At 44.6% G+C, this 14,012-nt stretch carries 12 protein-coding genes; 2 read left to right on the top strand and 10 right to left on the bottom strand.

What is annotated here, in order from left to right:
• Positions 1-41: 41 nt before the first annotated feature.
• The 3 genes from H579_RS0101710 to H579_RS23850 all read right to left on the bottom strand — a co-directional run bounded on the left by H579_RS0101710 (position 42) and on the right by H579_RS23850 (position 3,518).
• Positions 42-1,037 (bottom strand): ABC transporter substrate-binding protein, encoded by a 996-nt coding sequence (locus H579_RS0101710; RefSeq protein WP_036565064.1) that lies wholly within the window; start codon positions 1,035-1,037, stop codon positions 42-44.
• A 328-nt stretch (positions 1,038-1,365) separates the two neighbouring features.
• Complete coding sequence (locus H579_RS0101705; protein WP_028299222.1) at positions 1,366-1,917, bottom strand: gamma-glutamylcyclotransferase family protein; 552 nt, start codon at positions 1,915-1,917, stop codon at positions 1,366-1,368.
• A 104-nt stretch (positions 1,918-2,021) separates the two neighbouring features.
• A complete protein-coding gene (locus H579_RS23850; protein WP_051227218.1) occupies positions 2,022-3,518 on the bottom strand; it encodes a sensor domain-containing diguanylate cyclase in 1,497 nt (498 codons plus the stop codon).
• A gap of 245 nt (positions 3,519-3,763) precedes the next feature.
• Between H579_RS23850 and H579_RS0101695 the strand changes: the two genes are divergently transcribed.
• Positions 3,764-4,177, top strand: coding sequence for a GNAT family N-acetyltransferase (locus H579_RS0101695; RefSeq protein ID WP_028299221.1), 414 nt, complete (start codon positions 3,764-3,766; stop codon positions 4,175-4,177).
• Positions 4,178-4,302: 125 nt separating this feature from the next.
• Here H579_RS0101695 and H579_RS0101690 read toward each other — a convergent pair whose 3' ends face one another.
• The 4 genes from H579_RS0101690 to H579_RS0101675 all read right to left on the bottom strand — a co-directional run bounded on the left by H579_RS0101690 (position 4,303) and on the right by H579_RS0101675 (position 7,454).
• On the bottom strand, positions 4,303-5,604 hold the full coding sequence (locus H579_RS0101690; protein ID WP_028299220.1) for a methyl-accepting chemotaxis protein: 1,302 nt from the start codon (positions 5,602-5,604) through the stop codon (positions 4,303-4,305).
• On the bottom strand, positions 5,579-6,100 hold the full coding sequence (locus H579_RS0101685; protein WP_028299219.1) for a PAS domain-containing protein: 522 nt from the start codon (positions 6,098-6,100) through the stop codon (positions 5,579-5,581). Before H579_RS0101685 ends, H579_RS0101690 begins: the two co-directional genes overlap by 26 nt.
• Before the next feature lie 284 nt (positions 6,101-6,384).
• Positions 6,385-6,945: a DUF2799 domain-containing protein gene (locus tag H579_RS27520; protein WP_051227217.1), complete on the bottom strand. Its 561-nt coding sequence runs from the start codon at positions 6,943-6,945 to the stop codon at positions 6,385-6,387.
• A gap of 281 nt (positions 6,946-7,226) precedes the next feature.
• Entirely contained in the window at positions 7,227-7,454 is a 228-nt protein-coding gene (locus tag H579_RS0101675) for a hypothetical protein (protein WP_028299218.1), read from the bottom strand.
• A gap of 716 nt (positions 7,455-8,170) precedes the next feature.
• On the opposite strand from H579_RS0101675, the gene H579_RS0101670 reads away from it, so the two are divergent.
• Positions 8,171-8,521 (top strand): hypothetical protein, encoded by a 351-nt coding sequence (locus H579_RS0101670; protein ID WP_028299217.1) that lies wholly within the window; start codon positions 8,171-8,173, stop codon positions 8,519-8,521.
• 92 nt (positions 8,522-8,613) lie between these two features.
• On the opposite strand, the gene H579_RS0101665 is transcribed toward H579_RS0101670, so the two are convergent.
• From H579_RS0101665 to H579_RS27515, 3 genes are all read right to left on the bottom strand, one after another.
• Complete coding sequence (locus H579_RS0101665; protein WP_051227216.1) at positions 8,614-10,653, bottom strand: TonB-dependent receptor; 2,040 nt, start codon at positions 10,651-10,653, stop codon at positions 8,614-8,616.
• A gap of 112 nt (positions 10,654-10,765) precedes the next feature.
• On the bottom strand, positions 10,766-11,434 hold the full coding sequence (locus tag H579_RS23840; RefSeq protein WP_051227215.1) for a GntR family transcriptional regulator: 669 nt from the start codon (positions 11,432-11,434) through the stop codon (positions 10,766-10,768).
• 218 nt (positions 11,435-11,652) lie between these two features.
• Positions 11,653-13,452: a sensor histidine kinase gene (locus H579_RS27515; RefSeq protein ID WP_051227214.1), complete on the bottom strand. Its 1,800-nt coding sequence runs from the start codon at positions 13,450-13,452 to the stop codon at positions 11,653-11,655.
• Positions 13,453-14,012 lie beyond the last annotated feature (560 nt).

The raw sequence follows: 14,012 nt of genomic DNA, 5'->3' as shown, positions 1-14,012 counted from the left end.
GTAGCCTGTTGAGCTACCCTGCAAAATACTACGCACCGAAATTAGAGGGCTTTTTTAATCTTCTTAGCCACATCAGCCGGTACCCAGTCACTCCAGATTGACTCGTATTCAGTCAGGAAATGGTAGGCAGCATACTCACCGTCTGCCTGATTTTCTTCCATCCAGGCCAACAGTTCATTCATTTGAGCATTACTCATAGAGCGGGAGTTCAGATAAGCAAAGGCTTCAGGAGCTTTCTGTTTGAAAGATGTGGTGGTGACCGTCCAAACCGGTGACGGTGGGAACATAGAAGGCTTTGGATCAGTACACTCTTTCTGAGTGATACAAGACATAAAATGATCCAGCTGAACACCGGAGCCAAAGTCTACTTTCACCATAGGGTAACGGCCCATTACCGCAGTCGGCGCCCAATAGTAACCAAACCAACCTTCTTTACGCTCATAAGACTTCGCAATGGAACCGGTCAGACCCGCGCTGGAACCCGGATCAACCAGTGTAAAACCAGCGTCTTTCAGACCAAGCGCCTGATAAAGGTTAGCGGATGAGATCTGACAAGCCCAACCTGCCGGACAACCCATAAACATTGATTTTTCAGGGTCTTCAGGGTGCTCAAACAGTTTAGCGTGCTTCTTCACACCTTCGATGGTCGCCAGCTCTGGATATTGGTCTACCAAATACTTAGGCACCCAGAAGCCTTCCTCCCCTCCGTCCGACAGCGACTGACCAGCATAGTGCAGATCACCGCCTTTAACTGCGTTATCGATGGACTCTTTAACCGAGTTCGTCCACATTTCAGGGGCAATATCCGGCTCCCCTTTCTCAATCATTGAGGTGCTGGTTGGCACAGTGTCGCCAGGGATAAGGGAAGCACTACAACCAAAGCCTTCTTCGAGGATGAATTTATCGAGATTGGCCAGGAAGGACGCCGAGGTCCAGTTCATATCCGAAATAGTGACTTCTCCACACTCAGCCAGAGCAGAGGTTGCAGTCAAGCCTAGTGTCGTAGACAGGCCCAAGGAAACCAGTGTTTTTCTCATTATTACTTCCTGTTCTTATTATATTGATCGTATTGAGTAACGACTTACCACAAATTAGTTAGACAACCGAATCAAAACCAACCGACCACAATGAGAAGCCTCATGCAGCCACACAAAATCAGAGTAGATATAGCTTTACAAACAAGACTTGATTAGCCAAAAGTAGTAATAGCTCAATATTTTCATCGACATGTTAGCTCATAATGTATAGAGATATAACCTTTTTTATCCTAATTAAATTACCCGAATACGGCATTTCATTTACCCAGATAACAAAAAACCCTCACAAGGAGGGTTTCAGAAAGATAAGCTGCGAGTGCTTTTCGCCTTAACGGACTCGGCTCAGTAACTGGTCAATATAATCGCGATGCCCCGGCATTACTCTTGCCATATTACCGTATCTCGGCAGATGGCGATCATCTTCCAATGGGTGATGCCAACCCGCTGTTTGCTCAACAAAGTGCTCAGCAAACTCTGTAGAGATAGACAAACAACCCGCTAAAACAGTATCCACGTAGGTTTGCAAAATAGGTTTATCCTGACAGGGGTGATCTGCATTTTCTTTAATGTAGATCCAAACTGGCTTATCATCATCAATCGCCTCTGCCAGTTCAAGACTTGCCGGATCAACCTCTATTCTGCGATAGCCGCGCTCGCGACGATCAAATTCCACCAGCTCACTCTGAGGAATCTCAACGACCACACCATTACAGCGTCCATTGCCAGGCTGCACTACCAGCGGGGACATCTGATAACTGCCATCAATTTTACCCCAGCTACGATCAAATCCTGTTGCCACTGCGGCAACAGCCTTACCGGTTTGCCCCGTACGCTGACGAGACGCCTGATTAATTAAACTACCGTAACCGAAAATATACATCTCGACTCCAAAACACCTACTGACTTGCTTATTCAGACACAGCTTAGCCTATTACGGCAAGTTTTCCGTCAGTAAAAAAACACCAACCTGCAACTTAAGATAACTCAATCTATTGTAACTGCAGTAAACTCCTGAGTCCCCGGCAGATCTGAGCACACCTGATTACGCCCCGCAGTTTTAGCCAAATACATAGCCTCATCGGCACGATGAATCACGTGATCAGCACCCTCTCTGCCATCCCACAGAGTGCAACCGATACTCACAGTGATTGAAAACAAACCGCTATCTGTTTCCACTTTATTATTTGCAACAGCCTCACGGATTTGCTCGGCTTTTTGCTGCACAAATTCAGCATCTGCCCCTTCAAGCAACAACAGGAACTCTTCGCCACCCCAGCGGACAATATAATCATTATCCGGCTTAAGTTGCTGCTTGATACAGCGAGCAGTCTGCTCAATCACTTTATCGCCAATCAGATGACCGTATTGATCATTCACTCGTTTGAAGTGATCGATATCCAACAACACAATACCCAGCCCATCGTTTTCAGCTCTTTTCTTGGAGCTTTGACTCAATAACTGCCAAATCTGTTCAAAGCCACGGCGATTACGAACACCGGTTAACTTATCAGTCTCCGCCAGATCTTTTAGTTGTTTCTGGTAACGATGAATAACCATGACAACCAGGATAATAATCAGCAGAGACACTAAACAACCAATTGCCAAATTGATCAGCAAAGGCCACCAGATTCGTTTATCCCAAGGATCATCCTGCCGCTCTACAAACAGATGCCAATTGAACTCCTCAATTAAACGGCTATTCAGGTGAACTCTCGCTCCTTGCTTGTAGTAACTCAATTCACTACTTCTCTCCGTCAGCAACGTTTGCGAAACCTGCTCCAGACCGGGAATATCACGTAAGTTATTATAGCTTTCTCCATCTGGCATAAACGAAGGCCCATAAAGCAGAATATTGCCTTGATAATCGGTAAAAAAGATATCCAGATTCAAAGAAGAGCGATAACTCTCGATCATCTCCTGCATGGAATTCACACCCAGACCCACACCAGTCACACCGATATAATTACCCTGATAATCATAAACGCGGTAGTTGATAAATACGGTTAGCTGATTCAGTGCACGGGACTCAATATCAATATTGATCTCATAGTCCTTAGACATCTGGCTGACACGCTGATACCAAGCGTCTTTAGAATCAGTCAGATCTACCTCTCTTAATACACCCGATGAGTGATAGTACTTACGACTGGAATCCGAAACAAAAAAACTAGTGGTCGCTTGATATTTGCCCTGAATCTCTTTGAGATAGCGCGTCATTCGCTCGGGCTCAACCTCCCCCTCCATTACCCAGTCGCGAACGAAAGTGTCATGAGCCATAAGCGATGCAATAGAGATGGGGTGCAACAGATCCTGCTTAATTTTGGAGTACACACTCACACTGGTAAGTGGCAAAATTTCCGACACCACTTGATCAGACAAAGACTGTCGTGCAGAAAAATAGCTCAGCAGGCTCACGGACAGAAAACCGGTCACCAGCAACGCAATCAGAAATATAAAAAAACGGCGACCATTATTAGGCAAATGAGATCCTCTGTATCAGTGAGACAGAGTAAAACCGTCCCGTTTTTAAAAAATAAAGCAGAATATTATAAAGGAGCCACTGAACGATAGAAATGTAACTTTCCGCCAGTGTGGGCGAACTAAAAGAAGAAGGTTCAAAAAACCACCTATTTCACGCAACAATACCTATTTGGCGATATAGTCACTAATTTCAGCCCAGGGTTTAATAGCGACAACTCATTGCACCACTGATACTGGAGACATGAATGGCTATCCAAGTTGATTCAACCCCTACGCCTGAAGACATTCAAGCAATTATTGAAGGGGTCAATCAGCATAATGCCCCATATTTGGAATCAATCAAAAGCCAGGAGTTTACCTGTTTTGCTTTTACCGATGCTGGCGACAAAGAGGGTGGGTTATACGCAGAACTATGGGGTGAGTGGCTACTGGTCAAATATCTATGGGTTGAACCGAACGCCAAAGGCAAGGGGCTCGGTCGAAAGTTACTGGCCGAGGCAGAAGAGTTTGCCAAACAGCAGGAGTGTCATTCCGTATTTCTTGATACTTATGATTTTCAAGCCAAGCCATTCTATGAGAAGCAAGGTTATCAGGTTCAGATGGTGCTGGCCCCTTACCCTATTTCAGGAGCCCGTTACTATCTGACTAAACCTTTATAAAATCGTCTTCATGAAGCACTCGCAATACCATCTCTTTCTCTGGAATATCAACAGGTTACAATGGCTTATTTGCAGGAAAAAAGTCATGCAGGGAGAGTCACCGCTCTCCCTTGAGCCTGCTGCTATTAACGCAGGCCTTCCAACTGGCGCTCGATATCTGAGAAAACCTGATCATAAATCTGAATCAGCGCTTCACGGTCACTGCCATCTTTCGCCCAGCGCCCTTGCTCAGCCAGATCAACAGCCTTCTGTTCAATATCAGACAGGTTCCGGATTTCGATTGGCTTGCCATTAAGGATTGAGTTTACATCTTCCCGTGCCATCTGCGCATTTCTCAACAGCTTCATGGAGTCACCCATCACATGGCTCAGTTGGCTGATCTCATTCGCCTGCTCATTCACGGTACGCGCGGAGCTAGCCGACTCCCTTAATGTCTCACCAAATACGCTAGACGTATCACGAGCATCATCAACAGACTGGCGTAGCGTATTAAACTGAGTCGACATTGAGGTCAGTGTATCCATCATTGTCTTAATGGAAGTCGAAATCTCCTGGGCTGTATTTCGGGACTGATCCGCTAGGTTGCGCACCTCGTCGGCAACCACAGCAAAACCACGACCAGCTTCACCTGCACGAGAAGCCTCGATAGCTGCATTTAGCGCCAACAGGTTTGTTTGTCCTGCTAAATCATCAATTTGAGAGCTTCTGTTCTGAATCTCTCCCGCAGCTTCTGTCAGATTGTTTAAGGCTGAAAAACTGGACTCTGCTGACTGACCAGCTTCCATTAAAGCATCAGACATACTGGCAGATGCCTGCACCATTGATTGTGCTGTTTCCGAGAAGCTGCCAGAAAAGTCAGCAATCGCATCAGCCTGGCGATTAACATTATCCAAAGTGGCATTTGTGGTACTCATAGCGGATGACATACCACGCTCAGAACGCAGAAAAATACGAGAAAGCAGAGACTCGCGGTCCACAATTTCCTGACTCGCCCTGACATCATCCAGTACTACCTGAATTCTCTCCAGGACACTGCGAAAAGTACCGTTAAGACCAATCACTTGCAGCTTTCTATAATACTGCCCATGACTGGAAGCTTGAACCGTACCCAAAATTTCCCGAAATGCGGTTTCTGTCTGATCCAGCGAAGAGTTAATCTGAATACGTAACTGATTTAGTTCAGGATCTTTCATGGTTTCGGGCAAACGCTGCTCAAGCTGCCCCTTAGCCACTTTTTCAAACAGCTCTCTAAGCGCAAGGACTTCCGGATTTTTACGAGGTATAAACGCCTGCGCCAGCAACCAGACTAAACCAATTATACTACCTACCAATGGAGCAACAGGCAGCCAGATTGAGGCAATGCAACCGATCAACAACACCAGTGAAGGGATTAAAAATTGACTAGATAGTGAGAACCAGTTCTTCATAACTCTTCCCCTCCTTAGCTAAATGATCTTGTAAAACCTGAAATCCAGCCTCTAAAGCATTACGACCACCTGCGGCACGCTCCGCTGCCAGAATCTGCGCATATAAAGGCTTGATATAATCCAACGCATGATCCTGAGGGCAACGACGTACCGAGGTATAGCCTACTGGTTGGCCATTGGCACCAATATCCGGCGACATATGCGCGAACACCCAATAATAGCTGCCATCTTTGCTCATATTTTTCACATAGGCGAAGAAATCATTACCAGCCTGAATCGTATCCCAGGCCAGCTTAAATGCCGTACGAGGCATATCAGGGTGACGCACGATATTATGCTGTTTACGCAACAATTCTTGTTCTGTATAACCTGAAAACTCAATAAAGATAGGATTGCAGTAGATAATCCTGCCTTTAGCATCAGTTTTGGAGACAATAAAGTCTTCCGCACGCATTTTCCGCTCAACATCAGTTGGCTGGATCGATTTTGGCTTCAAAGCAACCTCTCATATTGTTACCCGGTATTAACTGACTCGTGAGTAACAAATCCGTTTGGTACATAGTCAAGGAGGTAGGTTCGACAAGAGCTGGACGCTCTTATAGCGCAGGATCAAAGAGTCACGACCAAAGAGCAATGACTCTAATTAAATCAATTTACTCTTACTACCTCTTGCGGTGCGCATTAAACTATTAGAAGGAAGCAGAATCAATGAATATTCATATATTTATGCTAATGACGTATAAGCACCTAAAGCTCAAACAATGGAATTCCCGGTAGCAATCACTGATAACCGTATTCAACCTTCAATTGCTGATATTGATATTTCTTCACCGCTAACTGCTCACGCAAACGGATATTTTCTGTTTCCCGTTGAGTATTTTTACTGTTTAAGTTTAATATCTTTGTCATCATATCCTGCTTTACCTGAGCAGAATCACTGCCCTGCTGAACCTGAAGGCTCAGCTTCTGGATTCTTTCAGCGTCACGTTCAATATCTGAATCATTACTGCTGATCTGTGATTCCAGAGTGGAGATTTCTGACTGTGTCTCATAGTATTTTTGCCCGATCTTATAGCCAGACATAAATTCATCACGGTTTTCTGGAGAACACACGCCTTTATATTCGTATCCTCGCTTCCCCTGATTAAAGCCTGAAGCCTCCGTACAGTATACCTTAAGGCCTTCCTCACGCCCTGAAGCATAACGTTCCTGATCCGGTGTTACGCCATACTCGCCACATTGCTTGCCATACTCACCAACCTGAGATAAAAGCCTGCCCTGCTCACCATCTTTTAGGCCAATCATTATCCAATCTGCGCTTAAGCACTCTTCTTTATTCATGCTTGAGCACCCTGTCAGCAACAACAAAGAAGCGGTAACAGCAAACGATCTTATTTTTTTCATGCGAGCAACCCGTGTTGATTTTTTTGACGCATAGCCAATTGACGGACTTAGTGTAAAAAATGAACAACGCCGTGTATAGGCTATAAACGGCTTAGGGCAGAAAGGAGGAGGGATTCGGCTAAACGAATAGAAGTTTTATTGAGTCTGGCCCTTTGTGAGCAAGGCCAGACCAGAGGGTGTTACTCAGTTTGCATCATACCGAGCAATCCGAATAACACTTAAGCAGACAGCGTCTTTTCAGAAAAGCTCTCAGACATACCACTATCGGGATACTCTGACTGCATCCAGCTCATAATATCCGCAGAGGACATCAAGCCAGTCGCTTTCTTCCACAACGGACGCTTCTTATTTTGATTACTTGAATCGGAAGTGAAGCCAACCCACTGGGTATAGCCGTTTGCGTAGTGTTTCTTAACGCTCAGGGCGTTACTGATATTAATTAACATATTTACAATTCCTTCGTGCCTCATCCCTTTCACATCGATAAATATCAAATCATCTTTTGACCGTATGGGATCAGACACTCACTAAAGTCTTGGTATAACAAGAAGATTGCATAGGCGGCCGGCATAAGCGGACAAGCGACTATTGAGCTGAATCGAACATCATGAGTCTGACTCTCCATGAGCAAACCCTTTTCTCTAAATATTCAGCCCAAGCAAACCTTCTTAATAAGCATCTTATACGCCTGTCGTTACGACTTGGTTTAAAGCGGTCATACACACCCAAGACCAACTTTTGCTCAGTAATCGGGACCAGTGTTCTGTAATCATCACACGTACAGATAATGGATCTGTACACATTCCAAACGAGGAGACACAGGTTGCAAAACCAACCAGTAGGGAATGAATTGTGAAATTATGGAGATTACGAGACGAAACGGGAAAGGATCTATCGTGAAGCAGGCATAATATCTTTGGCTCAATTGAGCCAGTCAGCATAATTTATAGATAGAATTGACATATAGCAAGCTAAATTTTAGTTATTTTTATTAAAGGAAATTGACGTTTAGCTGCTAGAGACAGGAAAACGACAAAGCGCCGCGGGATTTGTTGATTTATGTAATCCATCACAAGATTCATTGCACAAAATCACCTAAACTATATAACAGCGTGAAATTAAAAATAACTCAGCTTGGATTCATGTACAAGGCCCGCTTATTATGAAAACCATTAAATATGCTCTTTCCTGCTTACTATTGAGTGCAAGTCTGAACAGTTATGCCAATGTTAGCTGCGATGACTTATCTGAAATGGCGACAGATCTCGACCAGATTGCAGAAGCACTGACCCAGGTTGAAGTCATTCATGAAGATGATGAGCTAGACCAAGTTCTTGGGCAGTTGGTAGATGCGTTGCAAATTATTGCCGATGCTGAAAACACTGACCGGTTTTATCGCCATGTGGATCGTTTCACTTCCGCCTATAACGACATGGACTCAGATCGTTTTGAAGGTACCTTAGACGATATCATTGCCTATATGGATAAAATGTACGTGCGAGACTGCGAGTAAGGATAGACACAGATTTAAAAGCCCCAGTCTACCGAAAGGAAAAATAGACTGGGGTGTGATCACAAGGTCAAGTCACAACTTTAAATCACAATTTATAGGCTCACACTGTAGGTCAGCATGACATTAGCGGGCTTGCCATAACCGATGTTGTTTTTGCCAGTACCGCCACCAGTGGCTCCAACAAAATAGTTCTCGTCCAATACATTATTCAGATTAAGCTGCACTTTATGAACACCGGTTTGCCAAGCAGCCATCAGGTCGACAACCGTGTATGCCTGCAGTGTAGCCCCTTCATTAGATATAGTACGATCAGAGACGTAACGTGCGCCGCCACCAAAAGTCCAATTCAGATCAGGTGAAAAGCTGCTCCACAAGGAAAAGGTTTTTTCTGGTACATCGTTAGGTCTTAAACCTGTATCCAAGTCTTCTGCATCCAGTACGCTTAGACCGGTTGTAATCTGCCAATGAGGCGTGATCTGACCACGTACCTCTACTTCTATACCTTGATGACGCTGCTTGTTTACATCGGTCACAAAGCCATCGACATCCGTGCTTGGTGTTTCCTTATCAATACGGAACAGTGCTGAACTCAGCTGTACACGGCCATCTAATAATTCAGCTTTAAAACCGGCTTCTTTAAGCTCACTTTCCTGCAGCGCCAGCTTAGAAGGAGAGGTATAGATTCCTGCCCAAGGCACCTGGTAAGAACGTCCCCAAGTAGCATACAAACTGACTTCATCGCTTGCCTGATAAACCGCTGCGACTCTCGGGCTGACTTCAGATTGTTCAAAATCAGTCGTTGCACCGCCCGCTGTGCGCGTGGTTTCCAGATGGTCGTAACGCAAACCTCCCACTAATTGAATCGATGGGCTGAACCGATAAACATCCTGAATATACAGAGAACGGCTTTGAACTTTGTTATCGCTGCTGGTTGATGGGTCAATGTCCGGATTGATTTGAGCACGGGTATCCGGATTACTGAGACTGGTCGCTTCCAATGTCAGATTCCCCATGGCAAAAGTACGCTTCATAGTGCCAATTTCAGCCCCAGCTAACCATTGATGCTCCCCGTGCTTACCTGATAGTTCACTTTGAAAACCATAATCCTGTTGAGAGTCATAATGGAAAGTACGAATAAAACGTTCAACCTGTTCACCGTCGGTACTACTAATACGCGTACCTGATTGAGTAATATCAACAGTGCTGTAATAGAGTTTGTTACTCAGAGTAATTTCATCATTTAGTCGAGACTGGGATTCGACCGCAGCACGCAATGTCTTATTATTTTGACGATCACTTTCACTGCCATAAAACTGGCTGCGGGCCGTATCTATTGGCTTGCCATCAAGTGAAGGAATACCTCGGTAGGGCACCTGGTCCTGATCCAGATACTCTAAATCTACATCAATTTGATGATCAGCATTAACGCTCCAACGCAGACTGGGCGCAATAAACAGCGTATTGCCATCAATATGATCAACAAAAGAATCTTGCTGTTTATGCTCCAGATTGATCCGGCCATTGACGCTATCTGACAGCTGAGAACCCAGGTCCGCACTGATTCCGGCATGACCGAAGCTCCCGGCAGAGAGTGTCAAATCAGTGACATCGCTACCATCAGCTTTTTTAGTCACCAGATTGACCAAGCCACCTGCTGACCCACGGCCGTATAGTGCGCCTGCAACACCTTTAACTACCTCAACCCGCTCAATATTGGCCATGCTGCGGAAACCCTGATTACCACCGGCATCACGCAGACCATTTCGGTAGATATCGTACATGGCCTCAAAACCACGAATCGTGAACTGATCACGGGAGCCTTCGCCTAGTGTCAAAGACACACCAGGCACATGACGCACCGCCTCAGAAAGAAACTGGACGCCACGCTCTTCTAGTTCTTGTTCAGTCACGACAGATACCGCTTGTGGTGTGTCTTTCCACTGCAGAGGGATTTTCAACCCCGTTTTATTGCCGGAATAGCTATCTTGCTGGGCAGTAATAGTGACTTTTTCCAGATCGGATTGATCATCGGCGATCGCCTGGCCACTGAGCGCACAAGCGATTGCAATTGTCAAGGGAGAGAAAGTTAAAGCGGCTGTTTTATGGGGCGTTCTTATAGAGAAAGTGCTCATTGCATACACCTCGTAGATACCTATCAAATATTGATTTTTCGGCATCATACATAATTGGCGCCAATCTGTAAACGCAATTGATAACACTTCTTATTTAGTAAATTATACGGCGCTACGGCTCTCTGTTGATCGCCTGATATTCGATCTCACCGGTACGCTTCCAACCGGTCAAGTGCAAGTAAATCAGATGTTCCAAGCGCAATAGATCTTTATTTCTCAGAGCTTCAATCATTGCCAAGTGCTCCTGACAGGCTCTCTCTGAATCACCGGGTTGATGCCAACCAGGTTTACTGATCCTGAGCCCCTTCTCCCTCAACGAACGAATCTCATCAGCTAAAAAAGCATTACCACAAAAATCATAAAAGACTTTATGAAACATGAAGTTGCTCTCTATCTGCAGATTAGAATCCCCAGTCAGTAAAGAGTCTTTAAAGGCAATAGCCTGCTGCTCTAACTGCTCCAGACCAGCATCAGTCATATGCTGCATCACCTTTTTGCACGCCCCTAATTCCAACAGTAGCCGAGTTTCTGTGATCTGCTCACGCTCTTTTGGGCTGTGCTCTTTAACTTTGTGTCCCTTATAAGGCACATGCTCCAAAACACCTCGTTTTGTCAGCTCTTCTAACACCTGACGTACGGTAAACCGGTTCACATCCAGCAGACTTTCCAGCTCATTTTGTCGCAGAAAAACCCCCATATCCCAGCGATTTGTCATAATTTCATGCTGAAGCAAGTTCGCGAGCTGCTCTATCCTTACCTGAGCAGAGGATTTAACCGACATCAAGATTCTCCTTTTGGAACATGGGGGTAAGGAACAACAGTAAGATGGAGATTACAGACTATCAACCCTCTCGGTCAATCAGAGGTGGTACAATTGGCGCCAAAAATTAAAGTGGAAGAGACTAAAGACAGGAAACTTGTGACTGACAGTCGCATTAAGAAGTCAAGAGAGCTTGAAGGAATAGTAGAAAGAGGTAGAAATAGGCTTTGAAAGTACAGTTAAGTCATAGGTAAACGAAACCAGAAACAACTACCTTTACCTGGCTCAGAGCTATATCCTATCTCGCCACCCATTTGATTTATCATATGCTTGCAGATACTCAGACCCAAGCCAGAACCACTCAGATTGCTATTAGCATTTTTACCACGAACAAATATCTGGAAGATATCCTGATCAGGCCCACACTGAACACCAAAACCACTATCTTTTACATAGCAGGTCACCCAACCCTCACTGACGTCTGCGGATAAGCGAATCCAGCCATCAGGACGATTATATTTAATGGCATTTGATAACAGATTCACAAAAACCTGTTTAATAAAAACAGCATCGACCTGTATCGAGGGCAGATCTTCTGAACAGCAATTATCTAAAGTCACATTCAGCTTGTGAGCTTCGCGAGACATGAGATCTGTCACTTGTTTGATCAAGGGGTAAAGAGGCTCTGTACTGATATTGCACTCCAGTTTACCGGATTCTATCTGGCCATACTCAAGCACATTATTGACTAATTGAATCAAGTGTTGACCACTTTGCATAATTTCCTGTGCGAACATTTGATATTCATCTGGCAGCGACACATCCTCATTCATCAACTCAGCAAACCCCATAATAATATTTAGAGGTGTCCGGAATTCATGACTTACTGAGGCTAAAAAGTCAGCCTTAGCGCGATTGGCCAACTCTGCCTTTTGCTGAGAAGCCTGAGCCAACTCTCGCTCAAGAAGCAACTCATTCTGTTGACGAACATGATGGCTGATATCCGTGATAAAAATCGCTAAGTAGTTGGTTTTATACAAGGGCACTAACGAGAAACGGATTTCACACTCACAAGCGGTATTACTTTTTAGATGCAGAGTCTTGCGTATTGGGTCACGGCTGACATCTTCGTCTTCGAGTTCTCTTTCCGGTAAAGGTATCCCCCATTGTTGAATCCCGTAGCGCTCACCATCTTTAATATCAAGTTCTTGTCTGGCATTGTTATTAAAGTCAATTACTTCACCTGCCAGATTACACACCAATACCAGATCACGACTATTCTCTAGCATCACCTCATGACTCTGTAGACTATTCTGAAATTGCTGTAAATAAGGGCGCAGCAGCAAACGATGCACCAGCAATAGCACCAACAAAGAGACTAGTGTACTTAATGAAGACACTAACCAGATCTGCCGAGTATGCTCTTCACCGATATACTCATACTCTTTTACAGCCTGATCCAGCTTATTAAGCAAACCTGGATTGACTGAGAGATCAAGCTGATAAATAGCATCGGCATTTGGCAGTTGAGCAGGGTTAGCAAGGGCTATAACTGTTAATCGTTCGACAAATTGTCGTAAAGCCTGATCAATACCTTGCCCAGCTTCAGCCCCTTTATTGCCTTCTACGCGACCAGTCCTTTGAGTACCATCAAAAGCATCTACACCAACTGCATAGAACAGAGCTTGTAAACGCCTGTTCGTCACCTTATTAGGCTTATTATTTGGGCCACCTTCTAACAGTATCTGATGACTGGCCATCAGTTGCGACAAGTTGTTGGACAACAACCGCTGAGCTTGCCGGACATCAGAAACAGTATCCAGAGAGACTGCCCGATAAGCATACATAAGGCTCTGTTCCAGTAGCATGCGCTGCTTACCGGCGATATTAACTCGTAAGGTATCGTTTTTTGCGATCTGAGTATGGTAGGCCAATGTAGCAAAACTCAGCAACGAAATCAGCGACAGCAACAGTCCAGCCGATACAATACGCCGATTCAGATATCGAATAAAACCCATAGGGTTCTTGAGTCTTTTCATACCTTAAGCCTTCAAGTCGATTATCTTTACTGGTTAGTTCACGCCCATTCAGCGGCGCTAGCCCATTGCTAAATACTTTGTTATCACCAAATATGATGGCTACTGAGTAAACAGCAGTACATAAGTAACTCATTATAATACAAGGCTTTCGAGTTACCCATCCTACTTTCTGTGATTATCACTCAAAGAGATATCTGACATGCCCTGATCAAGACTGAATAAAGCAGACGTATACAACAATTAGGGAGTGGTAAACCGTATTCAATGCGGAGGTCTAAAGCAAAAGATCAGACAATTAGAAGAGTAACTTCATGCTTTTGAAAGCGAATAATTAGTCAGCCCTGAAAAAGTCAGGTTTCTACCTAACTGAATATCCGTTGGCTTTATTGCTTCAAGAAATAAAGTCAACCGACTTCTGCTCTCCACCTGCAGTTTGTATGACAACCAAAGCCTGAATGACACCCTGGTATTCAAACAAAAAGAAAAGGCTCATCCATTTCCTCAAATTCCAGGCACAAGCCGCCATTAACAGGTTTATTGCATCACCTTCGCTACCTTTC

Origin of the sequence: Oceanospirillum beijerinckii DSM 7166 (genome assembly GCF_000422425.1) — a bacterium.
GTDB lineage: Bacteria > Pseudomonadota > Gammaproteobacteria > Pseudomonadales > Halomonadaceae > Oceanospirillum > Oceanospirillum beijerinckii.
The sequence above is the reverse complement of the archived record's forward strand: the minus strand, read 5'-3'. Positions and strand labels throughout refer to the sequence as shown.

What these genes read in the sequence shown, in the direction of transcription:
- H579_RS0101690 (WP_028299220.1), bottom strand. Translation starts at nt 5,604, where the DNA reads ATGAAGAACTGGTTCTCACTATCTAGTCAATTTTTAATCCCTTCACTG.
- H579_RS23840 (WP_051227215.1), bottom strand. Translation starts at nt 11,434, where the DNA reads ATGTCGGTTAAATCCTCTGCTCAGGTAAGGATAGAGCAGCTCGCGAAC.
- H579_RS27515 (WP_051227214.1), bottom strand. Translation starts at nt 13,452, where the DNA reads ATGAAAAGACTCAAGAACCCTATGGGTTTTATTCGATATCTGAATCGG.
- H579_RS0101675 (WP_028299218.1), bottom strand. Translation starts at nt 7,454, where the DNA reads ATGTTAATTAATATCAGTAACGCCCTGAGCGTTAAGAAACACTACGCA.
- H579_RS27520 (WP_051227217.1), bottom strand. Translation starts at nt 6,945, where the DNA reads ATGAATAAAGAAGAGTGCTTAAGCGCAGATTGGATAATGATTGGCCTA.
- H579_RS0101670 (WP_028299217.1), top strand. Translation starts at nt 8,171, where the DNA reads ATGAAAACCATTAAATATGCTCTTTCCTGCTTACTATTGAGTGCAAGT.
- H579_RS0101695 (WP_028299221.1), top strand. Translation starts at nt 3,764, where the DNA reads ATGGCTATCCAAGTTGATTCAACCCCTACGCCTGAAGACATTCAAGCA.
- H579_RS0101710 (WP_036565064.1), bottom strand. Translation starts at nt 1,037, where the DNA reads ATGAGAAAAACACTGGTTTCCTTGGGCCTGTCTACGACACTAGGCTTG.
- H579_RS0101665 (WP_051227216.1), bottom strand. Translation starts at nt 10,653, where the DNA reads ATGAGCACTTTCTCTATAAGAACGCCCCATAAAACAGCCGCTTTAACT.
- H579_RS0101705 (WP_028299222.1), bottom strand. Translation starts at nt 1,917, where the DNA reads ATGTATATTTTCGGTTACGGTAGTTTAATTAATCAGGCGTCTCGTCAG.